General features: G+C 67.2%; 23 protein-coding genes and 1 pseudogene. 15 read left to right on the forward strand and 9 right to left on the reverse strand.

Features of this window, described 5'->3' with window-relative positions; all coding sequences use genetic code 11:
• Positions 1-58 precede the first annotated feature (58 nt).
• The 6 genes from rfbB (at position 59) to SYV04_RS24380 (ending at position 6,028) form a co-directional block, all read left to right on the forward strand.
• Positions 59-1,078 (forward strand): dTDP-glucose 4,6-dehydratase, encoded by a 1,020-nt coding sequence (gene rfbB / locus SYV04_RS24355; RefSeq protein ID WP_321548267.1) that lies wholly within the window; start codon positions 59-61, stop codon positions 1,076-1,078.
• A 22-nt stretch (positions 1,079-1,100) separates the two neighbouring features.
• Positions 1,101-2,012, forward strand: coding sequence for an SDR family oxidoreductase (locus tag SYV04_RS24360; RefSeq protein WP_321548268.1), 912 nt, complete (start codon positions 1,101-1,103; stop codon positions 2,010-2,012).
• Complete coding sequence (gene rfbA / locus SYV04_RS24365; RefSeq protein ID WP_321548269.1) at positions 2,012-2,893, forward strand: glucose-1-phosphate thymidylyltransferase RfbA; 882 nt, start codon at positions 2,012-2,014, stop codon at positions 2,891-2,893. The genes SYV04_RS24360 and rfbA overlap by 1 nt, the downstream gene beginning before the upstream one ends.
• Entirely contained in the window at positions 2,890-3,447 is a 558-nt protein-coding gene (gene rfbC, locus SYV04_RS24370; protein ID WP_321548270.1) for a dTDP-4-dehydrorhamnose 3,5-epimerase, read from the forward strand. Before rfbA ends, rfbC begins: the two co-directional genes overlap by 4 nt.
• A gap of 71 nt (positions 3,448-3,518) precedes the next feature.
• The gene (locus tag SYV04_RS24375; RefSeq protein ID WP_321548271.1) at positions 3,519-4,985 is read left to right on the forward strand and encodes an FAD-binding protein; all 1,467 of its coding nucleotides are present in this window, start codon (positions 3,519-3,521) and stop codon (positions 4,983-4,985) included.
• Positions 4,982-6,028 carry a VOC family protein gene (locus tag SYV04_RS24380; protein ID WP_321548272.1) on the forward strand — a complete coding sequence of 349 codons (1,047 nt, stop codon included), beginning with the start codon at positions 4,982-4,984 and terminating at the stop codon, positions 6,026-6,028. The genes SYV04_RS24375 and SYV04_RS24380 overlap by 4 nt, the downstream gene beginning before the upstream one ends.
• 1 nt (position 6,029) lies before the next feature.
• Here SYV04_RS24380 and hisC read toward each other — a convergent pair whose 3' ends face one another.
• From hisC to SYV04_RS24395, 3 genes are all read right to left on the reverse strand, one after another.
• On the reverse strand, positions 6,030-7,187 hold the full coding sequence (hisC, locus tag SYV04_RS24385) for a histidinol-phosphate transaminase (protein ID WP_321548273.1): 1,158 nt from the start codon (positions 7,185-7,187) through the stop codon (positions 6,030-6,032).
• A 112-nt stretch (positions 7,188-7,299) separates the two neighbouring features.
• The gene (locus SYV04_RS24390; protein WP_321548274.1) at positions 7,300-7,665 is read right to left on the reverse strand and encodes a metal-sulfur cluster assembly factor; all 366 of its coding nucleotides are present in this window, start codon (positions 7,663-7,665) and stop codon (positions 7,300-7,302) included.
• A complete protein-coding gene (locus tag SYV04_RS24395; protein ID WP_321548275.1) occupies positions 7,662-8,819 on the reverse strand; it encodes an amidohydrolase family protein in 1,158 nt (385 codons plus the stop codon). Before SYV04_RS24395 ends, SYV04_RS24390 begins: the two co-directional genes overlap by 4 nt.
• Positions 8,820-8,916: 97 nt before the next feature.
• Between SYV04_RS24395 and SYV04_RS24400 the strand changes: the two genes are divergently transcribed.
• On the forward strand, positions 8,917-9,732 hold the full coding sequence (locus SYV04_RS24400; RefSeq protein ID WP_321548276.1) for an alpha/beta fold hydrolase: 816 nt from the start codon (positions 8,917-8,919) through the stop codon (positions 9,730-9,732).
• On the opposite strand, the gene SYV04_RS24405 is transcribed toward SYV04_RS24400, so the two are convergent.
• Positions 9,714-10,280 carry a hypothetical protein gene (locus SYV04_RS24405; protein ID WP_321548277.1) on the reverse strand — a complete coding sequence of 189 codons (567 nt, stop codon included), beginning with the start codon at positions 10,278-10,280 and terminating at the stop codon, positions 9,714-9,716. The genes SYV04_RS24400 and SYV04_RS24405 overlap by 19 nt on opposite strands.
• Before the next feature lie 252 nt (positions 10,281-10,532).
• On the opposite strand from SYV04_RS24405, the gene SYV04_RS24410 reads away from it, so the two are divergent.
• Complete coding sequence (locus SYV04_RS24410; protein WP_321548278.1) at positions 10,533-11,588, forward strand: YihY/virulence factor BrkB family protein; 1,056 nt, start codon at positions 10,533-10,535, stop codon at positions 11,586-11,588.
• Between the two features lie 33 nt (positions 11,589-11,621).
• Here the strand turns inward: SYV04_RS24410 and SYV04_RS24415 are convergent, their stop codons facing one another.
• Positions 11,622-13,223: an ABC-F family ATP-binding cassette domain-containing protein gene (locus SYV04_RS24415; RefSeq protein WP_321548279.1), complete on the reverse strand. Its 1,602-nt coding sequence runs from the start codon at positions 13,221-13,223 to the stop codon at positions 11,622-11,624.
• Between the two features lie 212 nt (positions 13,224-13,435).
• On the opposite strand from SYV04_RS24415, the gene tgt reads away from it, so the two are divergent.
• Together tgt and SYV04_RS24425 are read left to right on the forward strand one after the other, a co-directional pair.
• Positions 13,436-14,605 carry a tRNA guanosine(34) transglycosylase Tgt gene (gene tgt, locus SYV04_RS24420; RefSeq protein WP_321548280.1) on the forward strand — a complete coding sequence of 390 codons (1,170 nt, stop codon included), beginning with the start codon at positions 13,436-13,438 and terminating at the stop codon, positions 14,603-14,605.
• Positions 14,606-14,609: 4 nt separating this feature from the next.
• The gene (locus SYV04_RS24425) at positions 14,610-15,467 is read left to right on the forward strand and encodes an MnmC family methyltransferase (RefSeq protein ID WP_321548281.1); all 858 of its coding nucleotides are present in this window, start codon (positions 14,610-14,612) and stop codon (positions 15,465-15,467) included.
• On the opposite strand, the gene SYV04_RS24430 is transcribed toward SYV04_RS24425, so the two are convergent.
• Positions 15,412-16,035: a DUF2378 family protein gene (locus SYV04_RS24430; RefSeq protein ID WP_321548282.1), complete on the reverse strand. Its 624-nt coding sequence runs from the start codon at positions 16,033-16,035 to the stop codon at positions 15,412-15,414. The genes SYV04_RS24425 and SYV04_RS24430 overlap by 56 nt on opposite strands.
• 355 nt (positions 16,036-16,390) lie before the next feature.
• Between SYV04_RS24430 and SYV04_RS24435 the strand changes: the two genes are divergently transcribed.
• Entirely contained in the window at positions 16,391-17,350 is a 960-nt protein-coding gene (locus SYV04_RS24435; protein ID WP_321548283.1) for an ornithine cyclodeaminase family protein, read from the forward strand.
• A 15-nt stretch (positions 17,351-17,365) separates the two neighbouring features.
• Here the strand turns inward: SYV04_RS24435 and SYV04_RS24440 are convergent, their stop codons facing one another.
• Both SYV04_RS24440 and SYV04_RS24445 read right to left on the reverse strand, forming a co-directional pair.
• Positions 17,366-17,686 (reverse strand): hypothetical protein, encoded by a 321-nt coding sequence (locus SYV04_RS24440; RefSeq protein ID WP_321548284.1) that lies wholly within the window; start codon positions 17,684-17,686, stop codon positions 17,366-17,368.
• A gap of 12 nt (positions 17,687-17,698) precedes the next feature.
• On the reverse strand, positions 17,699-19,303 hold the full coding sequence (locus tag SYV04_RS24445) for a fumarate hydratase (RefSeq protein ID WP_422723968.1): 1,605 nt from the start codon (positions 19,301-19,303) through the stop codon (positions 17,699-17,701).
• A gap of 211 nt (positions 19,304-19,514) precedes the next feature.
• On the opposite strand from SYV04_RS24445, the gene SYV04_RS24450 reads away from it, so the two are divergent.
• The 3 genes and pseudogenes from SYV04_RS24450 to SYV04_RS24460 all read left to right on the forward strand — a co-directional run bounded on the left by SYV04_RS24450 (position 19,515) and on the right by SYV04_RS24460 (position 21,832).
• A complete protein-coding gene (locus SYV04_RS24450) occupies positions 19,515-20,102 on the forward strand; it encodes a hypothetical protein (protein WP_321548286.1) in 588 nt (195 codons plus the stop codon).
• 18 nt (positions 20,103-20,120) lie between these two features.
• Positions 20,121-21,131: pseudogene (gene sitA5, locus SYV04_RS24455) on the forward strand (SitA5 family polymorphic toxin); the annotation flags it as partial.
• A gap of 335 nt (positions 21,132-21,466) precedes the next feature.
• The gene (locus SYV04_RS24460) at positions 21,467-21,832 is read left to right on the forward strand and encodes a DUF2019 domain-containing protein (protein ID WP_321548288.1); all 366 of its coding nucleotides are present in this window, start codon (positions 21,467-21,469) and stop codon (positions 21,830-21,832) included.
• Positions 21,833-21,837: 5 nt separating this feature from the next.
• Here SYV04_RS24460 and SYV04_RS24465 read toward each other — a convergent pair whose 3' ends face one another.
• Positions 21,838-22,647 (reverse strand): SDR family oxidoreductase, encoded by an 810-nt coding sequence (locus tag SYV04_RS24465; protein ID WP_321548289.1) that lies wholly within the window; start codon positions 22,645-22,647, stop codon positions 21,838-21,840.
• A gap of 66 nt (positions 22,648-22,713) precedes the next feature.
• Between SYV04_RS24465 and SYV04_RS24470 the strand changes: the two genes are divergently transcribed.
• Entirely contained in the window at positions 22,714-25,254 is a 2,541-nt protein-coding gene (locus SYV04_RS24470; protein WP_321548369.1) for a DEAD/DEAH box helicase, read from the forward strand.
• Positions 25,255-25,258 lie beyond the last annotated feature (4 nt).

The raw sequence follows: 25,258 nt of genomic DNA on the forward strand, positions 1-25,258 counted from the left end.
TCACGGAGCCGCTTCGATAGTCAGGCCGCCTCTATCCGGTTTCCCTGGGCAAGTCGAAATGAACGTCCTGGTTACAGGGGGTTGCGGCTTCATCGGCTCCAACCTCGTGAAGTATCTGCGCAAGAACCGCCCCGACTGGAAGATCGTCAACCTCGACAAGCTCACGTACGCGGGCAACCTCGAGAACCTCTCCGAGTTCGAGGGCGATCCCAAGCACGTCTTCGTCCGGGGTGACATCGGCAATCAGGAGCTCGTCGAGCACCTGATGGCGCAGCACTCCATCGACGCGGTGATGCACCTGGCCGCCGAGAGCCACGTGGACCGCTCCATCCTCGGTCCCGAGGTGTTCGTCGCCACCAACGTGCTCGGCACCCAGCGCCTGCTGGAGGCCTCGCGCTCGCGCGGCATCAAGCGCTTCCTCATGGTCTCCACCGACGAGGTGTACGGCTCGCTGGGACCCACGGGCGCCTTCACCGAGCAGTCGCCGCTGCAGCCCTCCAGCCCGTACTCGGCCTCCAAGACGAGCTCGGACCTGGTGGCCCTGGCCTATCACCACACCTTCGGTATGGACGTGGTGGTGACGCGCTGCTCGAACAACTACGGGCGCTACCAGTTCCCCGAGAAGCTCATCCCCCTCATGGTGGTCAACGCGCTGCATGACAAGCCGCTGCCGGTGTACGGCGACGGCGCCAACGTGCGCGACTGGCTGCACGTGGAGGACCACTGCGCCGCCCTCACGCTCGCGCTGGAGAAGGGCAAGGCCGGCGAGGTCTACAACATCGGCGGCGGGGCCGAGCGCAAGAACATCGAGATCGTCAAGGCGATCCTCAGCCTGGTGGGCAAGCCCGAGACCCTCATCAAGTACGTGAAGGACCGTCCGGGCCACGACCGGCGCTACGCCATCGATCCGACGAAGATCAAGCGGGAGCTGGGCTGGAGCCCCTCGCAGACCTTCGAGCAGGGCCTGGCCGAGACGGTGAAGTGGTACGTGGAGAACCGGAGCTGGTGGGAGCGGGTGACGAGCGGCGCCTACCGCCAGTACTTCGAGACCCAGTACCGCGCCCGCCTCAAGGGTTAGCCCTCACCGCCGGAGTACGCGCATGCGCTTTGTCGTCACGGGTTCCAACGGGCTGGTCGGCAGCCGCGTCTGCGCGCTGCTGGAGCAGGGCGGCCACCAGGTGGTGGGGCTCGGTCGGGGCGCTCAGCGTACCCAGGGCGCGCTGCGCTACATCGGGGTGGACCTGACGCTCGAGGCGGACGTGCTCAACGCCATCGAGTCGGCCACCCCGGACGTCATCATCCACACCGCCTCCATGACGGAGGTGGACGCGTGCGAGAAGAACCCCGAGGCCGCCTACGCGGCCAACGTCACCGCCGCCGCCGCGGTGGCCAAGGGCGCGCGCAAAGTGGGGGCGCACCTCGTCCACGTCTCCACGGACTACGTCTTCGACGGCCACAATGGGCCCTATGACGAAGAGGCCCTGCCCAACCCGCGCGGCGTCTACGCCGTCACCAAGCTCATGGGCGAGCATGCCGCGCGCGTCTTCGTGCCCAACGCGGCCATCGCCCGCACGGCGGTGGTGTTCGGCTGGCCGGCGGCGGGGCGCCCCAACTTCGGCGCGTGGCTGGTGGGCGCGCTGGAGAAGAAGCAGCCGCTGAAGCTCTTCGAGGATCAGTTCGTCTCGGCGAGCCTGGCCGACAGCGTGGCGGCGATGGTGGCCGAGCTGGGCGAGCGCAAGCTGGGCGGCATCTGGAACACTTGCGGCGGCGAGGTGGTCAACCGCGTCGCCTTCGGGCAGGCGCTGTGCCAGGTGTTCGGGTTCGACGCCAGCCTGATTACTCCCAGCAAGCTGGCGGACCTGAAGCTGCCCAGCCCCCGGCCGCTGCACAGCGGACTCAAGGTGGACAAGGCTCGTGCCCAGTTGAAGGCCAAGCCCCTGGCGCTCTCCGAGGCGCTCTCCCGGTTTCATGCGGCGTGGAAGGCCGGGGCCACGCCCTCTCGAGGTGGATGATGAAGGGCATTGTTCTCGCCGGCGGCTCGGGCACGCGCCTGTACCCGCTCACTCGCGTCGTCAGCAAGCAGCTGCTGCCTGTCTACGACAAGCCGATGATCTACTACCCGGTCACCACGCTGATGCTGGCGGGGATCCGGGAGATCCTCATCATCTCCACGCCCACGGATCTGCCGCGCTTCCGCGAGCTGCTGGGCAACGGAGACCAGTGGGGCGTGCGCTTCGAGTACGCCGAGCAGCCGCGCCCCGAGGGCCTGGCGCAGGCCTTCATCATCGGCCGCCAGTTCGTGGGCAATGACACCTCGTGCCTCATCCTGGGCGACAACATCTTCTACGGCCACGGCCTGAGCGAGATGGTGCAGCGCTCCGCCAAGCGGACCCAGGGCGCCACGGTGTTCGGCTACTACGTGAAGGATCCCGAGCGCTACGGCGTGGTGGAGCTGGACGCCAACAACCGCGCCCTCAGCATCGAGGAGAAGCCGGCCAAGCCGAAGTCCAACTACGCCGTCACCGGCCTGTACTTCTACGACCAGCAGGTGTTGGACATCGCCGCCAACCTCAAGCCCGGCAAGCGCGGCGAGCTGGAGATCACCGACGTCAACGCCGAGTACCTGCGGCGCGGCCAGCTCCAGGTCGAGGTGATGGGGCGCGGCTACGCGTGGCTGGACACCGGCACGCACGAGTCGCTGATGCAGGCCTCCAACTACATCGAGATCATCGAGCGCCGGCAGGGCCTCAAGGTCGCGTGCCCCGAGGAGATCGCCTTCCGCATGGGCTACATCACCGACTCCCAGGTGGCGGCCCTCGCCGAGCCCATGCGCAAGAACGAGTACGGCCAGTACCTGCTGGACCTCATCTCGAACAAGGGGGCCATCTCGTGAAGGTCACCCCCACCGAGATCCCCGGCGTGCTCATCATCGAGCCGAAGGTCTTCGGCGACGATCGCGGCTTCTTCCTGGAGACGTTCAACGCCAAGCGCTACGCGGAGGCCGGCATCCCCGGGCCCTTCGTGCAGGACAACTACTCGCGCTCGGTGAAGGGCACGCTCCGGGGGCTCCACTTCCAGGAGCCCCAGCCGCAGGGCAAGCTGGTGCAGGTGGTGGCGGGTGCCGTGTGGGATGTGGCGGTGGACATCCGCAAGGGCTCGCCCACCTTCGGCAAGTGGGTAGGGGTGGAGCTGTCCGCCGAGAACCGGCGCCAGTTCTGGGTGCCGCCCGGCTTCGCGCACGGCTTCTACGTGCTCTCCGAGTCCGCCGACTTCCAGTACAAGTGCACCGCGCTCTACGCCCCGGAGAATGACCGCGGCATCCGCTGGGATGACCCGGCTCTGGCCATCGCCTGGCCGCTGTCCGAGGGAGCGCCGAAGCTGTCCGCCAAGGACGCCGCCGCGCCGCACCTGAAGGACGCGCCCGTACTGCCCGTGTACCCAGGCTGAGCACCCGGGCCCCCTGAGTGGTGGGGGGCCTTCCAATCCCGCTATGCTGGGCTCCATCTCAAGGAGAACGCATGGCGGCTGCCTGGCTCACCCGGCTTCCTTCCTTTCGAGGCGAGCTCTCCCAGGACGCGAAGGTGCTCGACATCGCGGAGCTGGACTTCGGGAAGATCCGACAGCGCCGGCCCGCGGTCGTCCTCAAGCCCGCGACCGTGGAGGACGTCGTCAGCGCCGTCCAGTTCTGCAGGCGGGAGGGCATCGCCCTGGCCGCGCGGGGCAGCGCCCACTCGGCCGGCGCGCAGATGATGGCCCCCGAGGGCCTGGTCATCGACATGAAGTCCATGGGCCGCGTGCTGTCCATGGGGGACGACTTCGTCGAGGTCGAGGGCGGCATCATGTGGCGCCAGCTCCTCGAGGCCACTCTGGAGCGCGGGCTCACACCCCCCGTGGTTACCGACTGGCTGGGCGTCACCGTGGGCGGCACGTTGTCCATGGGCGGCTTCGGCTTCATGTCCTTCCACCGGGGCACCCAGATGGATCACATCCTCGAGCTGGAGGTGGTCACCGGTGAAGGCGAGCGGGTGACGTGCTCGCCCACGCGCAACGTGGAGCTGTTCGATGCCGTGCGCGGCACGCATGGCCAGTTCGGCATCATCGTCCGGGCGAAGCTCGCCGTGGAGCGCGCGCCCCAGGCCATCCAGGTGACGCAGTGTACCTATGGCGATGTGCGGGTGATGCTCGCGGACTTCATGCGGCTGTCCCGCGAGGTCGGCACGGATCTGATCCACGCGTTCGCCGCGCAGAAGACCGAGGCGTCCATCCGCACCAAGATGAACTCCACGGAGCGGCTCAACTTCCGCCCCGAGGACGTCGCCGCGGCCATCCAGAGCGTGCGTGGCCCCTGGGTCTACAACCTCGAGGTGTGCGATCTCATCCCCGCCGAGGGCAAGCCCCGGCGCGCGCCGCTCGATCCGTCCACCCTCCAGTGTCTGCCCGGCCTTCGCGATACGTGGTCGATGTCCTGGAAGGAGTTCTGCCTGCGGCTGCCGCCCCTCATCCTCGAGGAGCAGTACCGGGGCGCGGCGCCGCACCCGGAGATCTGCATCTTCGTGCCCTTCGCCCACGCGCCCGACTTCCTGGCCTCCGAGCTGGAGCGGCTGCACCCCGAGCGCGACATCGGCAACGGCCCGGTGCTCATCTTCCCCATCGATCGGCGCAAGGTGAGCCCCAGCCTGTTCATGCTCCCGCAGAACGATACGCACTGCCTCTTCTTCGGGCTGCTGCGCCGCGCGGATCCGCCCACCCCCGAGCGCATCGCCCAGCAGCTCGCCGACAACGAGCGCATCTACGGCGCCGCCCAGCAGGTGGGCACGGTGCGCTACTGCTGTGACGTGGTGCCCGAGAGCGCCGCCTTCTGGAAGCAGCACTTCGGGCCGCACTGGCCCCGGATGGTGGAACTCAAGCGCAAGTACGACCCGGACAGCGTGCTCTGCTCCTCCTGGGGCAGGGCCACTCTGGAAGAGCGAGGAGGCAAGTCATGAGCCGCAACATCAGCACGGCCCTGCCCATCTGGACGGCGCCCAGGGGGCTCCCGGTGCGGGCCCGCAGGCTGGACCACTACACCCTCATCGTCCCGGATGCCGTCGCCTCCGCCCGCTACCACGTCGAGGTGCTCGGCTTCCGGATGCAGCGCATCCAGCCGCTCAATGTCGGCTCGGCCCCACAGGGCGAGTACGACATGCTCAACTACGTGCTGGAGCTGCCCGACAACCCCGGCTGCGTCATGGTGGTGACCGAGGGACTGACGAAGGAGTCCATCTTCCACCGGTACATGGAGCGCTACGGCGCCGGGGTCCACCACATCGCCTATGAGGTGGACGACATCCAGGCGTCCTTCGACTCGCTGCGCGAGTCGAACATCCCGCTGACCTCGGACCACGTGCTGAACGATCCGCTGTCGGGCCTGCGCCAGGTGTTCCTGGACCGGAAGGGGCCCGGCTACTTCATCGAGCTCATCGAGCGCACCGAGGTGGCCACGAGCGGGAAGTTCGTCGACGACAACATGATGGCGCTGGCGCGGACGATGAACGGCTATCTCACGCCGGCCGCGGCTCCCGCGCAGGCTCCGGCCCCCTCGCGGCTGCTCAAGCGCGCCATCCGCCAGGACGCGGCACGGGTGGTCGAGTTCCTCGTCGACCCGGCCAACCTGCCGAAGTGGACCGGGCACCAGACCGTGCGCTGCGTGAGTGGCCGCTGGATCGAGATCCGCCGGATCGGCGACGTCGATCTGGACATCGAGTTCCACTCGGACTCGCGCACCGTGCTCTTCCGCTGGAGCTTCCAGGGGCAGAGCCGGCAGGTGGGCTTCAAGGTGCTGCCCGAGGGCGAGGGCCACTGCCGGGTGGAGGTGGAGCTGCCGCCGCTACCGCCCGAGCGCCTGGCGCCGATGGCGGCCATCATCGAGGCCGAGCTGGTGATCCTCGCGGCCCTGATGGAGGGCGAGCCGGACCGCCCGGAGCTGGCGCCGCTGCGCGAGAAGGTGGACCAGTACCACCTCGACGTCTACCAGCGCCGCCAGCTGTAGCTCACTTCCCCATGCTCACGAGCAGCGCCTGTTCGGGCTCCTGCTCGTGGGCGTCCTCCTCGTGCGGCTCCTCGGTGGGCCCCTGCTCCTGCTCCTGGTCCTGCGCGGTGATGAGCGAGGCCAGCTCCTCCAGGAAGCGGTGGGTCTGCTCGAGGGTGCCCGTGGAGACGCGGATCCACCCCGGCATGCCGTACTCCGAGCCGTGGCGCACCCGGACGCCTTGATCCTTGAGGTGCTCGGTGATGGCGATGTCGTCCCCGCCGCACTGGATCATCACGAAGTTGGTGACCGAGGGGATGTAGGCCAGGCCGAGCCGCTCGAGCTGGGCGCACATCTCGTCTCGCACGTACTCGTTGAGCCCGCGCACCGCCTCCAGGTGCGCCCGATCCTCGAGCGCCGCGCTGGCGGCGAGCTGGGCCAGGCAGTTCACGGTGAAGGGATCTCTCACCTGCCGCAGCGCCGAGGTGATCCACTCCGGCCCCACGCCATACCCCACGCGCAGCCCCGCCAGCCCGTACGCCTTGGAGAAGCTGCGCAGCACCAGCACGTTGCGCTCGGCCCGCACCCAGTCGACGCCGTCGGGCATGTCGGGGCCACACGCGTATTCGAAGTAGGCCTCATCGAGCACCACCAGCACGTGCTCCGGGACCGTGTCCATGAACTCGATCAGCTCCTCGTGCGACACCGGTCGCCCCGTGGGGTTGTTCGGGTTGCAGACGAAGACGACCGAGGTCTGCTGCCCCACGGCGTCGGCCATGGCCAGCAGGTCGTGGCGGTAGTCCGGCGTCAGCGGGACGATGACCGGCGTACACCCCTTGCGGTGGGTGAAGTACCGGTACATGGGATAGCTGGGGTCGGCGAAGACCACCTCGCTGCCCGGCTTCATGAAGGAGTCGGCGATCAGCCGCAGCACCCCGAAGGCCCCCGCGCCCAGCACGATGTTGCCGGGGTCTACGTCGAGGTATTGGGAGATGCGCTCCTCGGTGAAGGAGCAGTCCCGATCCGGGTAGCGGCTGGCGCGCCCCATGCTTTCCAGGATGGCCCGCCACGCCTTGGGGGCAGGCCCGAGCGGGTTTTCGTTCGAAGACAGCTCCGCGGGCTCGATGACTTCCAGCGAGGGTGCTGGCTCCACCAACAGGCCACTTCGGGCAAGCATCATGGGATGCTCCTAAGCTGTAATTCTGGATGTCTCTTGGAATCTAAGGATGTGCCAATATTCACCTTATACCGTAAAGCAGGGCTACTTGGGTAGATGCCCCCTGTCCGTCTGATCAGTCCACCCAGGGTCCTACCCCCGCAAGCGCGGCGGGTTTGGGCAGGGAGCGCCGGTACTCCTCGCGCATGTGGCGGGGTTCCCAGTCGATCTCCGGGTCGAAGCTCACATCCACCGACAAAATGCCCTCCAGCGCTTGGAGCCGCTTCTCGGCCTCCATGGCGAAGCGCGGCCCCATCATGCAGCACGGGGAGGTCAGCCTCATGCGCAGCTCCACGTGGTGGCCCCCCGCCTCGGCCTCGCGCAGCCGCAGCTCCTTCACCAGCCCCATCGTCACCAGCCCCGCGGGCTTGCCGATGCCCACGCTGCACGGGTCCTTCACCTCGTCCAGGGCCTGCTCGATGGCCTCTCTCAGGGTGCTCATGACTGGCTCCCTCCGCGCGACCAGGGCGCCGCCAACGTGGTGCGCCGGGAGAACTCATCGCCCTGGGCCTGCTGGCGCAGCTTCGCCGTGTCCAGCCCGAGGATGCGCGCCTGGGTGCCGCCCAGCATCGCCCGTTTGATCGCCGGAGTGAGCGCCGGGAAGCCGTAGCCCTCCTGCATGTCCTCGGGGATCTGGAAGTTCCAGAAGGCCTCCAGGAAGGGCTGCGGGTGGATGACGGGCACGCCCGTGCCCCAGACGATGCGCTCGGCGGCCCCCACCATCATCAGCGCGCCGAGGATCTCCGCCAGCTTGCGCGGCGCGTAGAAGATCAGGGCGCTGGTGCCCTCGAGGTTGATGGTGACGTTCGCGTTGTAGGTGGCCTGCAGCGCCGTGTCCTCGAGGAAGGCGAAGCCGCCATGGAAGATCTCGAAGTTGAGGCCAGGGAAGGAGGTGGCCGCCGGGCCGATGTCGCGCATCTCGAAGAACTCGTGACCCAGCGGGCCGAAGGCGATGGCCTTGTGCATGGCCACCGTCTTGATGCCCTTCTTCAACATGCGCTCGTAGAGCGGGAACATGAACTTCTCGTCGTCCAGCCGGATGCCGCGCACCTGCCCGCCCACCAGATCCAGCGGGTAGAACTTGATGGCGGAGGCCTTCTCCTCCTCGATGAGGCGATCGAGTTCCTCCAGGGCATCCGGGCGGTAGGGGCTCATGCCGGCGTAGAGGATGACGCGGCCCGGCCAGCGCTCCCGCATCTGCTGGCCGATGTGCATCGGGCCGCCGCCGTCCTTGAAGAGCGAGTAGATGGGCAGGCTGTGGTAGACGCACGCGTCGATCGTGCTCTCGCTGAAGAGCGAGTGGGCGATGAGCTCCACGTCCTGCATGCCGCGCAGCTTCGGGTCCAGCAGCCACTTCTTGTCGGCGCGCGGGCTGTAGAACTCGTGGATGCCCCACAGCGCGTTGACGAAGATCTTCGCGTAGGAGCCGGGTACGTGGTTGCTCTCGGCGAAGTGGTAGGTGTGGGCCACGCCGTCGATGACGAAGAGATCGTCCGGCAGGCTCTCCCACGCCTTGCCGCCGGAGATGGCGGCGGCGGCTTTGGGCTCCAGCAGGTGTACGTTGCTGCGCAGGGTGCTGCGCGAGGCGGTCGTCATGTTGTCCCCTCCGTTTCCTGGGCGCTGGCCCAGGGCAGGGGAGAGGTTAGCGGACCCTTCCGTTAGGGCATACTGAGCGGGCCCGGAGGCTGGCCCGATGCCCTACGCGCCGATCGAAGAAGGGACGCTCTATTACGAGGAGTACGGCTCGGGGCCGCCGTTGCTGCTCGTCTCCGGCCTGGGCGGGACCAGCGCCTACTGGCGACCGCAGCTCGAGGCGTACTCGAAGCGCTACCGCGTCATCCTCCATGACCACCGAGGGTGCGGCAGGAGCACGCGCTCGGAGATCTCCTACTCCGTCGATCAGATGAGCCGCGATGTGCTGGCGCTCATGGACCACCTGCGCCTGGAGCGCGTACACCTGCTGGGCCACTCGACGGGCGGGGCCATCGGCCAGACGATCGCCGTGACGGCCCCCGAGCGGCTGCGCAGCCTGGTGCTGTACGCGAGCTGGGGACGGACGGACGAGTTCTTCCGCCGCGCCATGGAGAGCCGCAAGGCGCTGCTGGAGCGCTCCGGCCCCGAGGCCTTCATCCGGGCCACGCCGCTCTTCCTCTTCCCGCCGTGGTGGATCCATCGCTTCCCCGAGCGGGTGGCGGCGCTGGATCAGGTGTCGCGCGAGGGCTTCTCCGGCGTCGCCATCACGGCGAGCCGCTGCCAGGCCATCATCGACTTCGATCGGCTGGCCGAGCTCGGGCGCATCCAGGCGCCGACGCTGGTGCTCTGCGCCCAGGACGACTTCCTGACACCCTTGTACCTCTCGGAGGAGCTGGCGCGGCACATCCCCGGCGCGAGGCTCGTGGCGCTCGCGCGGGGCGCACACGCAGCCTCACAGGTGGAACCCGAGCCCTTCGATCAGGCGGTGCTCGGGTTCCTGGAGGAGGCCGAGGCGCGTTACCAGGAGACTTCGTAGGTGCAGGTGGTGTTGCCCTGCTTGCGGCAGCTTCCAGGCTTGTGGACCACGCGCACCCAGAGCGCTCCGGGCGGCTTGAAGCGCTCGCTCAGCGCCTCCAGCAGCCCCTCGTCCAGCTCGCACATGTACTCGTTGTCCGTGGTCACCTGGGCGCTGCGGGCCCCCGTGGACTCGAAGACGTACTTGCCGATGTAGCCGGGCCCGCGGTGGCAGATCCGGTAGACGGAGTCGAGCGAAGCGAGCGCCTCCTCCAGCGACAGGTTGGCGGAGCTGAAGCGCACGTGCTCCAGGAGCTTGCGGCCGATGGACTTCATCGTGCTGGGGCCGATGCGCTCCGTGATGACCTTGAAGGCATCTAGCGCGTTGCGGAACGGGTACCACTGAGCGCCATCAATGGGGTCCAGCCCATGGCTGGCGAGGATCTTCCGGGCGTGTGATTCGATCAGCGACATCGCCTCGAGCACCGACAGGAGTCCCTGCCCGCTCACCATCACCTGGGTCGCGGGGGTTCGCTGCGGTGGAGAGGAGACCTTTTCTCCGAGCATCATCCTTCCAATATAGCGAAGGTCTCACCCGCTTGTGCAACGCGACCTGACCCCGAGTGCGCGTGGTGGCTCGCGATGATCACCCGAGGTGGAGTGTCGGATAGCCAACACGCCCCTTTTGTCGGGAAAGTCGGTCATTTTCGTTAAGTCCGCCGCCTGCTCACCAGGCGCTCGAGCGAGCGCTCGTGGGCGGGGGAGCACCCGCTCTGTAGGGAATGCGCATCCTCTTCAACGGGACACCGTGGAGGAGGCGAAATGGTTCTGCCGGGCAAGGGGATGAGCTGGAAGGAGTTCTTCAAGGCCCTGAAGAACGAGTACACGCGGGACAAGGTGAGTGACACCGCCGGAGCGCTCACGTTCTTTGGCGTGCTGGCGCTCTTTCCGTTCCTGCTCTTCCTGGTGTCCCTGGCCAGCGTGATCATCGATCCCGCGCAGGCGGAGGTGTTGATCCGACAGCTCGCCAGGGTGGCGCCGCAGGAGGTGGTCTCCATCCTGGGCGATCGCCTCCACGCGCTGGCGGAGAACAACAGCGTGGGGCTGCTGACGGTGGGTGGTGTGGGAGCCGTCTGGGCCGCGTCGGGCGGCGTGGTGGCGCTGATGACGGCGCTCAACACCACGTATGGCGTGGAGGAGTCGCGGCCCTTCTGGAAGGTGCGAGGAATCGCCATCCTGACGACGGTGGGCGGGGCGCTGCTCGCCATCGTCGCGGCGGCGATCGCGGTGGCGGCGCCCGCGCTGGCCGACAAGCTGGGAGCGCCGTTCTCCACGCTCGTCGTCTGGCTGCGCCTGCCGGTGGCCGGCGTGCTGATGATGTTCCTGTGGGCGGTGCTCTACTACGCGCTGCCGGACGTGAAGCAGAAGTTCAAGTTCATCACCCCGGGCTCGGTGGTGGGCGTCGTCATCTGGGTGATCGCCTCGTGGGGCTTCTCGAAGTACGTGGCGAACTTCGGCTCGTATGACGTGAACTACGGCGCCATCGGCGGCGTCATCGTCATGCTGCTGTGGATGTGGATCACCTCGCAGGTCATCCTGCTGGGAGCGGAGATCAACGCCATCCTCGAGCACCGCTCTCCGGAGGGGAAGTCGCCCGGCCAGAAGGTGCCCGGCAAGGGTGGGGCGATGGCCACCAAGACCGAGATGGAGCAGGACGGGGCCAACCTGCCGGGGGCCACGGACTTCCGCCCGGCCCCGCCGGCTCCTCCCGCGCCTCAGCCTTCGCTGCGCAACAGCCCGCTGGCCGCCGCGGCCAAGTGGGCGGCGGGCCTTGGGCTGGGCATCTTCCTGCTACGCCGGGGCACGCGGCCGAACTGAGCCCGGCCCGCGTGTGCTTCCGCTCGGAGGGGACTACCGACGACGCAGGGTCGTCTCCTCCGAGTGCTTCTCGAGGAACTCGGAGAAGGGCCCGTTGTAGTCGACCACTTCCTTGCCCTCCTTGAGTGACCAGATGCGCGTGGCCACCTCGGAGATGAGCTCCTGGTCGTGCGTCACGACGATGACGGTGCCCTCGAACTTCTTGAGGCCCTCGGCCAGCGCGCTGATCGACTCCAGGTCCAGGTGGTTGGTGGGCTCGTCGAACACCAGCACGTTGTCCTGCGTCAGCATCAGCTTGCAGAGCAGCAGCCGCACCGTCTCACCACCCGACAGGGTGTTGGTGGGCTTCATCCGCTCCTCGCCCGAGAAGAGCATCCGGCCCAGCACGCCGGAGATCTCCTCGTTGGTGAGCTTGACGTTGATGTCGCGCAGCCACTCGAACGCCGTGCTGTCCTTGCGGATAGTGCCGTGGTGGTCCTGCGGCAGGTAGCCCATGGAGGCCTGGTGGCCCCACTTGATGGTGCCCGCGTCCGGCTCGAGCTGCCCGGCGATCATCTTCACCAGCGTGGACTTACCCACGCCGTTCTTGCCGATGACGCAGATCTTCTCGCCCTTGCACACCAGCGAGTTGAACGGCTTGATGATCGGCACCCCGTCGAAGGACTTCTGGATGCCTTCGATCATCAGCGTCTGCTTGCCGCTGACCTGCTTCTGATCGAAGCGGATGAAGGGGCGGGCGATGTTCGAGCGCTTCAGGTCATCGGTCCGCAGCTTCTCGATCTGCTTGATGCGGCTCTGCACCTGTGAGGCGCGGGTACCGGCGTGGAAGCGCGCCACGAAGTCCTGCAGCTGGGCGATCTTCTTCTTCTTCTCGGAGACCTCGGACTCGACACGGCTGCGCAACTGGGCCTTCTGGTGCACCATGTCGTCGTAGCCGCCCGTGTACTGGATGATCGTCTCGTAATCGATGTCCGCGATGTGGGTGCAGATCTCGTTCAGGAAGTGCCGGTCGTGGCTGATGGTGATCAGCACGCCCTGGTACTCCTTGAGGAAGTTCTCCAGCCAGCGGATCGAGTCGATATCCAGGTTGTTCGTGGGCTCGTCCAGCAGCAGCCCGTCGGGCTTGCCGAAGAGCGCCTGCGCCAGCAGCACGCGCAGCTTCAGGCCGCCGGTCAGCTGCCGCATGGGGCCCTCGTGGGCCTGCTCCTCGATGCCCAGACCCACCAGCAGGGTGGCCGCGTCACTCTCGGCGACGTAGCCGTCCTCCTCGGCGATGACGCCCTCGAGCTCACCCAGCCGGTTGCCGTCCTCCTCGGTGATGTCCGACTTGGCCAGCAGCTGGTTCTTCTCGTGCATCGCCTCCCACAGGGGCTTGTTGCCCATGAGGACCACGTCCAGCACGCGGGTCTCCTCGTAGCGGAAGTGATCCTGGCGCAGGATGCCCAGGCGCTTGGGCCGCGACAGCGTGCCCATGTCCGCCTCCTCGTCCCCCGCGAGGATCTTCATGAACGTGGACTTGCCCGCCCCGTTGGGGCCGGTCAGGCCGTAGCGGCGGCCGGGCGAGAACGCGACGTTCACTTCCTCGAACAGCTTCTTGGGCCCGTAGGCCTTGGAGACATTGATGACGTTGAACATGGGCGGCGCTCTTCTAGCGGAAATGGGGCAGCGGCCAAAGGCGCGCGGCATTACCACCGCTCACGGGCGGTGTGGAGTCTTTGTAACGTGGGGTGGCGGCGATTCATGCCATTCCCGCGGCATTCCCGGGTGTGCGCCCTGCGGGCGAGGAAGCAGGCCCCCCCTTACATCCTCTGGGTAAAGCGGGCGTGCGGCAGGTATAAGCCCCCGCAATGGCTGTCCGCTTCGAGCTGCTCACCACTGATTCCACTGGCGCCCGCGCCGGGGTGATTCACACCCGCCGGGGTTCGTTCCCCACCCCCATGTTCATGCCGGTGGCCACCCACGCCGCCTTCCGGCACCTGGGCATGGAGGAGGTCAAGGAGACCGGGGCGAAGATCCTCCTGGCCAACACGTACCACCTGATGCTGCGCCCCGGGGCCGAGGTGTTCCGCAAGTTCGGCGGCATCCACCCCTTCATGCAGTGGGATGGGGCGGTGCTCACCGATTCGGGCGGGTTCCAGATCTTCTCGCTGCCGGAGGACCGGCTGATTGAAGAGAAGGGCGCGCACTTCCGCAGCTTCTACGACAACAGTCGCCAGCTGCTCAGCCCCGAGTCCAGCATCGCCATGCAGCAGGCGATCAACTCGGACATCATGATGGTGCTGGATGTGTGCATCGACTCGCGCACGGACGAGCCGGGCACGCGCGAGGCCATGGAGCGCACCCACCGCTGGGCGCTGCGCAGCCTCGAGGCCAAGGAGAAGAAGGCCACCGGGCAGGCGCTGTTCGCCATCGTCCAGGGCGGGGTCCACCCGCGCCTGCGCGACGAGAGCGCGGCCTTCCTCACCCCGCACCCCTTTGACGGCTTCGCCATCGGCGGGCTGGCGGTGGGCGAGACGAAGGAGGAGCGCGAGACGATGACGGCCCGGGTGACGGCCTCGCTGCCCACCGACAAGCCGCGCTACCTCATGGGGGTGGGCACGCCCATGGACCTGGTGGAGGCGGTGATGCGGGGCGTCGACATGTTCGACTGCATCATCCCCACGAAGATGGCGCAGCAGGGCTACGCCTACACGTTCCAGGGGCTGGTGCGCATTACCCGCATGGTCTACCGGCTGGACGACGCGCCGCTGGACGCGGCCTGCGACTGCTACGTGTGCAAGCGCTACACGCGCGGCTACCTGCACCACCTGATGCGGGGCAAGCACCACCTGGGCTCGCGGATGCTGTCCATCCACAACGTGCGGCACTACCAGGTGCTCATGGGCCGGCTGCGCGCGGCGATCCTCCAGGGCTCCTATGCCCAGGTGTACCAGGAGCTGAAGGCGACCATCTCCCCGCCGAAGGATCTGCGGGGCGAGGTGGCTCCGAATGTCGTCACGCTGAAGGAAGTGGGCTGAGCCCTTGGCCCCCGAGACCCCCGACAACCCGAGGGACGGTGACTTCGAGCTGGTGACGCTGCGCAACGGCGCGCGGGCGGTGCGCCACCTCGGGCATGGCGAGGTGATGCACCCCAGCATCGGCCCGTGGCAGGAGGCCCTGCGCCTCTATGTGGATCAGCCGCGCCTGGCCGAGCGCCTGCGCCAGCCGGGACCGCCTCTGGTCATCCTCGATGTGGGATTGGGGGCCGCCACCAACGCGGCGGCTGCGCTCACCTGCGCGCGCGCGCTGGGGGCCGAGCGCCGGCGCTCCCTGGAGGTGGTGAGCCTGGAGGTGGACCTCGCCCCGCTGCGGCTGGCGCTGGCGGACCCCCAGGGCTTTGCCTTCCTCCAGCCCTGGCGGGAGGCCGCTGAGGCGCTGATGCGCGAGGGCTCCTGGGAGGAGCCGGGCCTGCGCTGGCGGCTCCACCTGGGCAACGCCTTGTCCTTCCTGGATCGCCCGCTGCCTCCCGCGGACCTCGTCTACTTCGATCCCTTCTCACCCGCCTCCAACCCGGAGATGTGGACCGAGGGCGTGCTGACCCGGGTGCGCGAGCGCTGCCGCGAGGACGGGGAGGGTGCCCTGCTGATGACCTACAGCGCGGCCACGCCCACCCGGGTGACGCTGCTGCTCGCGGGCTTCTATGTGGGCGCGGGTGTGTCCACCGGAACGAAGGGCGAGACGACGGTGGCTGCTACCCGCAAGGAGGCCCTGGAGGCTCCACTGGGGGCCCGGTGGCTGGAGCGGTGGCACCGCTCGTCCTCCCGAGCCCCGCATGGGGCGCCGCTTACGCCCGAGGCCGAGGCGCGGCTGCTGGCGCATCCTCAGTGGCGTCCGGGCTGAGCCCCTCCACGGCGGGCGCCTCGGACCAACGGATGTGGAAGGTGCAGGAGGTGCCGTCGAAGCCCTCGGGGATAGCCACCACGCGCCAGCCCCCGGCCTTCTCCACCGCCCGGGCCAGCAGCCCGGCGGCGAACGTGGGCTGATCCGCCATCACGTCGTTCATCCACAGCTCGAGCGAGGTCGGCCCCCGCTCCACGATGCGTACCTCGCTGAAGGTGTTGCCCGCGCGAAAGCCATGTCCGGCGCGCAGCAGCATCCGCCGAGGGCCCGCCAGCCGGGCCACGCCCAGCAGCGCCCGGCCGAAGAAGGTGCCGAACCACGCATCCATGAAGCGCTCACCCAGCGAGTAGTACGCCGCCTCCGCGGGCACCCCTCCGTAGATGTGGGCCGCGGCCGTCCGCAGGAAGTCCTTCCACTGCTCCAGCGAGTAGGTCCGCTCCAACTTCCGGTCGAGATCCAACCCGACCCGCTTGAGGGCCTCCCGACCCGCCGGCGTCATCCGGTTCTCGAAGGCCCGGACGAACAGGGCCTCGACGGTCTGGGCATGAACGAGCTTCTCTGAAGTCATGGCGGCGCACCCTACACGACCGGTTGGACAGCAGCGCGGTCGATGATGAAAAATTGTTCAGTATGCTGTGGCTCTCAGTGACAGGCAGCGACCAGGGCACTTGCTCAGAGTGAAACAGGCCCTTTCTTTAACGCGGAAACCCGTGAAAACGAGCGAGGACTTGAGTCTAACCAATGGGGAAAATTCCGCTACAGATACTCAGGCCTACTTGTCCGTGCGGATCCGACCTGACCCGCCATGACGTGTCATCCGTCGACGGTGTGGGCAACCTATTGCGTTGACTCCGGCCTCCGGGTGGTGCTGGCCGCGCTTCCCTTGTCCTGGCCTGGCCCGTGAGCCGCTATAAGGCCGCGCCATGCCTACTCTCCTTCTTAGCGCGAACGATCTGCGGTCCCTCTACTCCGTCGAGCTGGGCCTGGCGGCCGTGGAGCGCGCCTTCCGGGCCCATGGCCTGGGCGAGGCGCTCATGCCTCCCAAGGTGTACCTCTCGCTGCCGAAGTACGACGGGGACTTCCGGGCCATGCCCGCCTTCCTGGACGGGGCGGCGGGGGTGAAGTGGGTGAACGCGCACCCGCGCAACCCGGAGAAGCACAAGCTGCCCACGGTGCGCGCCGTGTATGTCCTGAGTGATCCGGACACGGCCTCGCCCCTGGCGATCATGGATGGGACGCTGCTGACGGCGTGGCGCACGGGCGCGGCGGGCGGTGTGGCCTCGAAGTACCTGGCGCGCTCGAATCCGCGCACCCTGGGGCTGGTGGGCTGTGGGGTGCAGGCGCGGGTGCTCATCGACGCGCACCGGGCGATCTTCGAGGGGCTGGAGCTGCTGCTGGCGGACTCCTCGGAGGCGGCGGCGAAGGCGCTTCAGGCGGAGAAGGGGGGGCGGGTGGTGAGCATGCAGGAGGCCTCGGGCGCCGACATCGTGTGTACCTCGACGCCGGTGCGCTCGCCGGTGGTGAAGCGCGAGTGGGTGAAGGCCGGGGCGCACATCAATGCGATGGGGGCGGATGCGCCGGGCAAGCAGGAGCTGGATCCGCGCATCCTGCAGGAGGCGCGGATCCTCATCGACGACGAGGAGCAGGCGCTGCACTCGGGTGAGGTGAACGTGCCGCTGCACGACGGGCTGCTGCGCAAGGAGCAGATCGCCGGCATGCTGGGCGAGGTGGTGGCGGGCAAGAAGCCGGGTCGTCAGGGGAATGAGATCACGATCTTCGACTCGACGGGGCTGGCGCTGCAGGACGTGGCGCTGGCGCGGGCGCTCTACGACGCGGCGCGAGCCAAGGGCGTGGGCCAGATGTTCGATCTCGTCGGGAGCTGAGCGCGGCGTTGGGCTTCAGCCCTGCTCCAACTGGGCGTACCAGTCGGCGTAGGGCGTGTTCCGCACCATGCGCCGGTTGAAGTCCGGCGCGCCGTCCGTCCACCACACGGGCCCGCGCTCGCCCAGGCCAATCTTGGCGCGATGCACGCGGGCCCGGGCGGCGCGCTCGGCCTTGGCGTCCTCTGCCTGGAGCGCGCGCTTCACGTCGGCTCGGGCGCGCATGAGCAGGTGCGTCAGCGTGGCGCGCTGCAGAGGCCCCAGCGCCGGGTTGCTGCAGCGCCACAGCCGGCCGCGCACCACGAAGTAGCGCCCGTCCGGCGTCACCGGGTAGCGCATGGCGCCCGCGCCTCAGTCCTTCGCGGAGACGTTCAGCTCGGCGAAGAAGTCGTTGCCCTTGTCATCCACGACGATGAAGGCCGGGAAGTCCACCACCTCGATCTTCCACACCGCCTCCATGCCGAGCTCGGGGTACTCGAGCACCTCGACCTTCTTGATGCAGTCCTGCGCCAGGCGCGCGGCTGGACCACCGATGCTGCCGAGGTAGAAGCCCCCGTGCTTCTTGCACGCGTCCGTGACGGCCTTGGAGCGGTTGCCCTTGGCCAGCATGACCAGGCTGCCGCCTTGGGCCTGGAACAGGTCCACGTAGCTATCCATGCGGCCCGCGGTCGTCGGGCCGAAGCTGCCCGAGGCGTAGCCCTGCGGCGTCTTCGCCGGGCCCGCGTAGTACACCGCATAGTCCTTCATGTACTGCGGCAGGCCCTCGCCCCGATCCAGGCGCTCCTTGATCTTCGCGTGGGCGATGTCTCTCGCCACGATTACCGGCCCCGTGAGCGACAGGCGCGTCTTGGTGGGGTAGCGGCCCAGCTCGGCTCGAATGTCGGACATGGGCCGGTTGAGGTCGATCTTCACCACCTCGCCGCCCAGCTGCGCATCCGTCGTCTCCGGCAGGTACTTCGCCGGGTCCGTCTCGAGCTGCTCCAGGTAGATGCCGCTCTTGGTGATCTTGCCCGTCGCCTGCCGGTCCGCCGAGCACGACACGGCGATGGCCACCGGGCAGCTCGCGCCATGGCGGGGCAGGCGGATGACGCGCACGTCATGGCAGAAATACTTGCCGCCGAACTGCGCGCCGATGCCCATGCGCCGGGTGAGCTGATGGACCTTCTCCTCCAGCTCCACGTCCCGGAAGCCCCGGCCCTGGGCGTTGCCCGTGGTGGGCAGGGTGTCCAGGTAGCGCGCCGAGGCGTACTTGGCCGTCTTGAGCGCGAACTCCGCCGAGGTGCCGCCCACGACGATGGCCAGGTGGTAGGGCGGGCAGGCCGCGGTGCCCAGCGAGCGGATCTTCTGATCGAGGAACTTCATCAGGCTGTCCGGGTTCAGGAGCGCCTTGGTCTCCTGGAACAGGTAGCTCTTGTTGGCCGAGCCGCCTCCCTTGGCCATGAACAGGAACTTGTAGGCCTCGCCCTCGGTCGCATACAGCTCGATCTGCGCCGGCAGGTTGGTGCCCGTGTTGGCCTCCTTGTACATGTCCAGCGGCGCCAGCTGCGAGTAGCGCAGGTTGCTGGTCGTGTACGTGTCGAAGATGCCTCGGGAGATGGCCTCCTCGTCGTTGAAGCCCGTGAGGACGTACTGACCCTTCTTGCCCATCACGATGGCCGTGCCGGTGTCCTGGCAGGAAGGCAGCACGCGGCCCGCGGCGATGTTGGCGTTCTTCAGCAGCTCCAGCGCCACGAAGCGATCGTTGGAGGTGGCCTCGGGATCCTTGAGGATGTTCGAGAGCTGCTGCAGGTGGCCAGGGCGCAGCAGGTGGGCGATGTCGCGCATCGCCTCGCGGGTGAGCAGGGTGAGCGCCTCGGGCTCGACCTTGAGGAAGGTCTTCCCTCCGGCCTCGAAGGTGGAGACGTGGTCCTTGCTCAGCAGCCGGTAGGGGGTGGTGTCCTCGCCCAGCGGCAACATGTCCTGGTAGGTGAAAGCGCTCACGGTGCGGTCCTCAGCGGGAGGGGGCTCTTGAGTTAGCACAGGTGGCGTCCGCGCGCGCCGGAGCCGGAGGGTGCCATGGCAGCAGGGGAGAAGGGGGCCAGAAGGCCCGCTTGGGGCTCGGGCACCCGGCGGGAGTTCTCCGCTATCATCGCGCTTTGGCCCCGCTCCTCGTGGCCGGGAGGGACAGATGCGTCACCTGCTCATGCTGGTTGTGCTGTTGCCTTGGTTCTCGGCCGAGGCGGAGGAGTGGGAGGCCCGGCGGCGCCGCTCGGGGCGGTATGAGAGCCAGAGCAACTGGCGCCACGTGGCGCCGACGCTGGGCCTGCACCTGGGTTCGGTCGTTCTCTCGGACTACCACCTGGTGCCCTCCGAGGAGCAAGTGGGCATCGGGGGCGTGTGGCTCGGACTGGCGTTCCATCCCTCGCCGCGGCGGGCCTCTCCATTCGTGGCGTTTGGGACGGAGCTCAACGTGGTGGGAAATTCATTCGAGGGCACCTTCTTCGAGGGGGTGCCTCAGCTTCGGGCGGGCATCGCGCTGATGAACGAGGACGGCGTGTTCCCCATCGACCTGGAACTCTATGGGCTGGGGGGGTATCGGTTCGGCAATGGGCTGCGCCCTGGAACGGTCCGAGTGGGGGCGGGGCTCTCCATTCCCGCTTTCGCGGTGGCGCAATACCAAGCCTACAAGATCCCGTTCATTCCCTGGATGGTCGAGGTCTTCTACGACATGTCCCGCCAGCAGGAGGTGGGCTTCCGAGTGGGCTATCACTTCTGAGGCTTCGGAGGACTCCGCATGCCACCCTGGGTGAGGCTGCTGCTGTTACTGTGCGTCGTAGGGTGCAGTGGCACGACGAAAGTCGTACGTCTCGACACGGGACAGGGAACCCCTATTGTCCATACACCGAGCCGAGCCGAGCCGATCGATTGGGATGAAGACGAACTCAAGGCGGCTGTAACGGAACATGTCCGCAAGGTACGACCGGTTGCGCATCCGTTGGAGCACGCCCGCCAGTTGTTGGGAGTCCCCGAGCGCAGTGGCTGGTTTCGATATGAGGGGCGGAGTCGCCGCCTGATTTCTTCAGAGGCAGGGAGTCTCCAGAACCTTCGTTTGTTGCCAGCAGATGAGGAACTGAACCGCCACTACTTGCTGTGGTGCGAGAGAACCTGGGGACCTGGGGATTGCCTGCGCCTGTTGGTCGACACTCCCGTACTGGACGGCGACGGCAAGTATGCCCTGGCCATGGCAATTGCTCATGGCGCAGTGCTGGGAGGCATGAAGGAAGAGTTCGGGAGGGTGGTGAGTCCTACTGCGGTGGTGGCGACGTTGGTCGGCACACTGACGATGTATGCTGTTTTGTTGGCGCTACCTGAGCCTGTCAGCAAGGGTGTCGCGGCGCTGATGACACTGGGCGCGGTGGCATATTTGGGCTGGGACACGGTGTGGCGACTCGTTGATGGGTGGTTGGTAATGATGGAGGAGGTGGATCGGGCCACTACCTTTCGGGAGATACAGGCGTCTGGAGAGAGGCTCGGGGAGGTGATGGGGACGAGGGCCGCGCGAGCATTCGTGATGCTGGCGACCGTGGCGTTGGGGAGCACGACGGCAGGGATGGCGTCGAAGTTGCCCACGCTGCCAGGTGCTGGGCAGGCGGCGCTGGTGGCCGAAGCGCAACTGGGCATTCGCTATACGACTCCAGCGCTAGCGCAGGTGGAGTCGGTGGCTTTGAATACCAGCGGAGTCTCCATTTCGTTAGCGCCCAACGCGATGGCTATGGCACTGCGTCCCCCGGACGCTGCGGGGCCAATTGCCCACGCGAAGTCTCCAGGCTTCAAGGCCTTCAAGTCCATGAGGGACTTCAAGAAAGAAATGGGCTCGGCGGGTGCGGGTAAGAACTGGCACCACGTCGTTGAGCAGACGCAGGGCAATCTCAATCGGTTTGGACCTGAGGCGCTACACAACACGGAAAACGTGATCGCGATTGAGGGTGAGATTCATGTGAAGATTAGCGCTTTCTACTCATCGAAGCAAAAGATCACGGGTGGTATGGTCGTGCGTGAGTGGCTGCGCACGAAGTCATATGAAGAGCAGAGAGAGTTCGGGTTGACGACTCTGCGGCGGTTCGGAGTCATTCCATGAGGGTGGCTCAGTTGAAGGGGTTTACGACTGAGCATCTCGTGGAGAAATATCGGGAGATCTCCGCAAGACACGGGCGCGCAATCGAGGCCGGCAATCACAAATCAGCCAATCGCGACTTCAGCCTCATCGTGGCAATCAACAAAGAGCTACGCTCCCGCGGGAGCGAGGCGCACCAGCAGTTACTCAGCCTTCTTGATGACTCGGAGCCAGGCACGCGATGCTGGGCGGCCATCGACGTGCTTGCATTTGCACCACAAGAGGGTGAACGGGTACTCGCAGAACTGGCCAAGGTGCCAAAGAGCCTTGTGGGGCTCACTGCGGAGTTGACGCTGCAGCAGTGGAAGAGGGGCGAGTACAAGCCTTGGTGATGTGTCTAGGTGCTCTTCTCGCGGACCGCCCGTTGCGCGATGCGGTCCACCAGGCCCGGGGCCACGAGCTTGAGGAACATGCCCACCTTGGCCTTCGCCGTCATCACCACCTCGCGCTCGCGGCGTTCGATTGCACGGACGATCTGCGACACGCACTCCTCCAAGGGCATGGTGTCCTTGCCCTCGTCGCGCTTGCTCTCCTGGTGCGGCTTGCCATCCGGCCCCAACGCCCGCGCACGGATGTCCGTGGCCACGAACCCCGGTGACACCACCAGCACGTCCACCCCCGTGCCCAGCAGCTCGATGCGCAGCGAGTCGAAGAACCCCTGCATGGCGTGCTTGCTCGCGGCGTAGGCGCTCCGCGTCGGCACCCCCGTCTTTCCCGTCAGCGAGGAGATCGCCACCAGCAGCCCCTTACGCTCCTTCAGGTGGGGCAGGGCGGCGTGCGTGCAGTACACCGACCCCAGGTAGTTCACCCGCATGATCCGCTCGAAGAGCGTCAGGTCCTCGATCTCCTCGAAGCGCGCCCACATCGAGATGCCCGCGTTGTTCACCAGCACGTCGACGCCGCCAAAGGCCTCCACCGCGCGCTCGATCATGCGCCGGCAGGCCTCCGGCTCCGCCACGTCCGTCCCTACCGTGACTGCGCGGCCGCCTGCCTGCTCGCAGCGCTTGCGCACCTGAGCGAGTGCCTCTTCTCCACGCGCCGCGAGCACCAGGTTCGCGCCCCGTGAAGCCAGCGCCACGGCGAGCTCCTCGCCGATCCCCGCCGACGCTCCCGTGATGATGACCGTCTTCCCTTGCATGGTGGACATGCGGCCATTCTCGCAAAGATTCTCCGGAATTCCCCCCTTCCAGCGCCTAGATTCCACCCCCTGATGATGGCGACCCCCGAGAAACGCGCTCCCCTGGCCGCTCTGCTCCCCAAGCCCGGCGAGCCGCCCCTGGACTCCGACGAGATCCTCAACCGCTTCGTCGGCTACGTGTCCGACACGGGGCTGTCGCTCTACCCGGCGCAGGAGGAGGCCATCCTCGAGCTGCTCGCGGGCAAGCACCTGTTCCTCAAGACGCCCACCGGCTCCGGCAAGTCCCTGGTCGCCGTGGCGCTCCACTTCAAGGCCATGGCCGAGGGCAAGGTCTCCTATTACACCTGCCCCATCAAGGCGCTGGTGAACGAGAAGTTCTTCGCCCTCTGTGACGCGTTCGGCCCCGAGAACGTGGGCATGCTCACCGGCGACGCCAGCATCAACCGCGAGGCGAAGATCATCTGCTGCACCGCGGAGATCCTCTCCAACATGGCCCTGCGCGACTCGCAGGCCCCGGTGGACTACGTGGTGATGGACGAGTTCCACTATTACTCGGACCGCGAGCGCGGCACCGCCTGGCAGATTCCGCTGCTGGGCCTGCCCAAGGCCACGTTCTTGATGATGTCGGCCACGCTCGGCGACACGCACATCATCGAGGAGGGGCTGCAGAAGCTCACCGGCAAGGAAGTCGTCTCCGTGCTCAGCGCGCAGCGCCCGGTGCCGCTGGACTTCGAGTACCGGGAGACTCCGCTCCACGAGACGATCCAGGAGCTGGTGGAGAAGGGGAAGTACCCCATCTACCTGGTGAACTTCACGCAGCGGGCGGCGGCCGAGCAGGCGCAGAACCTCATGAGCGTGGACTTCTGCTCCAAGGAGGAGAAGGAGGCCATCCGGCAGGTGCTGATGGATGCGCCTTTCGACACGCCCTACGGCAAGGAGTTCCAGCGCTTCCTGCGCCACGGCGTGGGCATGCACCACGCGGGCCTGCTGCCCAAGTACCGGCTGCTGGTGGAGAAGCTGGCGCAGAGCGGGCACCTCAAGGTCATCTCTGGCACGGACACCCTCGGCGTGGGCGTGAACATCCCCATTCGCACGGTGCTCTTCACCCAGCTCTTCAAGTTCAACGGCGAGAAGCTGGCCACCTTGAGCGTGCGAGACTTCAAGCAGATCGCCGGGCGCGCGGGCCGCAAGGGCTTCGATGACGAGGGCAGCGTGGTGGCCCAGGCCCCCGACCACGTCATCGAGAACATCAAGCAGGCCCAGAAGGAGGCGGCCGGGAAGAAGAAGGCGCCCAAGGCCAAGCCTCCGCAGAAGGGCTACGTCAACTACGACAAGAGCACCTTCGAGCGGCTGCAGAACGGCATGCCCGAGCCGCTGGAGTCGCGCTTCGAGGTGTCCCATGGCCTGTTGCTCAACCTGCTCCAGAGCGACCTGACCGAGGGCAGCGGCGGCTACCGGCGGCTGGTGCAGATCATCCAGCGCACGCACGACTCGGACTACAAGAAGCGCAGGCACCTGAAGACGGCGGCCGACTGCTTCCGCACCCTGCGCGGCGCCGGCATCGTCGACGTGGAGAAGCACCCGGGCCACGCAGTGGTGAAGGTGGCCGGGGACCTGCAGCGCGACTTCTCGCTCAACCACACGCTGTCCCTGTACCTGCTGGACACGCTGGAGAAGCTCGACCCCACCACGGAGACGTACGCGCTGGACGTGGTGACGCTCGTGGAGTCCATCCTCGAGAACCCTGATGTGGTGCTCTATGCCCAGCTCCACCAGCTCAAGGGCGAGAAGATCGCCGAGATGAAGGCGCAGGGCATGGAGTACGACGACCGGATGGAGGAGCTGGAGAAGCTCGAGTGGCCCAAGCCCAACCGCGACTTCATCTACGGCACCTTCAACCTGTTCGCCCAGAAGCACCCGTGGGTGGGTCAGGAGAACATCCGCCCCAAGGCGATCGTTCGCGACATGTTCGAGCGCTTCATGTCGTTCCACGACTACGTGCGCGAGTACGGCCTGCAGCGCAGCGAGGGCGTGCTGCTGCGCTACGTGGGTGATGTCTACAAGGCGCTGGTGCAGACCGTGCCGGAGAAGTTCCGAAACGAGGAGGTGGAGGACATCATCGACCACCTGCGCGCCACGCTGCGGCAGGTGGACTCCAGCCTGCTCGATGAGTGGGAGCGGATGAAGAACCCGGAGGCCGCGCTCGCGCCCAAGCCCGTGGTGGAGCTCAAGCCCAAGGAGCTGACCGAGGACCCGAAGGCCTTCGCGGCCCGGGTGCGCGAGGAGCTGCACCGGCTGCTCCGGGCGCTGGGCCAGAAGCGCTACATGGACGCGCTGGGCATGCTGGATGGCGCCGTGGGCGAGTGGACCGCGCCCAAGCTGGAGCAGGCCATGGCCCCGTACTTCGAGGAGCACAAGGTGGTGGTGCTCACCCCGGCGGCGCGCCGGCCCGGCCTGACCTTCCTCAAGGAGGCCGGCACCCGGCTGTGGGAGGTCCAGCAGCGCATCATGGACCCCGAAGGGCACGGGGACTGGATGCTGGACTGCGAGATCGACCTACGCGGGCGAAAGATGGATGACGGCCCGATTCTCATCCTTCGACGCATCGGGCCATAGCTCC

It is taken from the genome of Hyalangium ruber (assembly GCF_034259325.1).
Lineage (GTDB): Bacteria > Myxococcota > Myxococcia > Myxococcales > Myxococcaceae > Hyalangium_A > Hyalangium_A rubrum.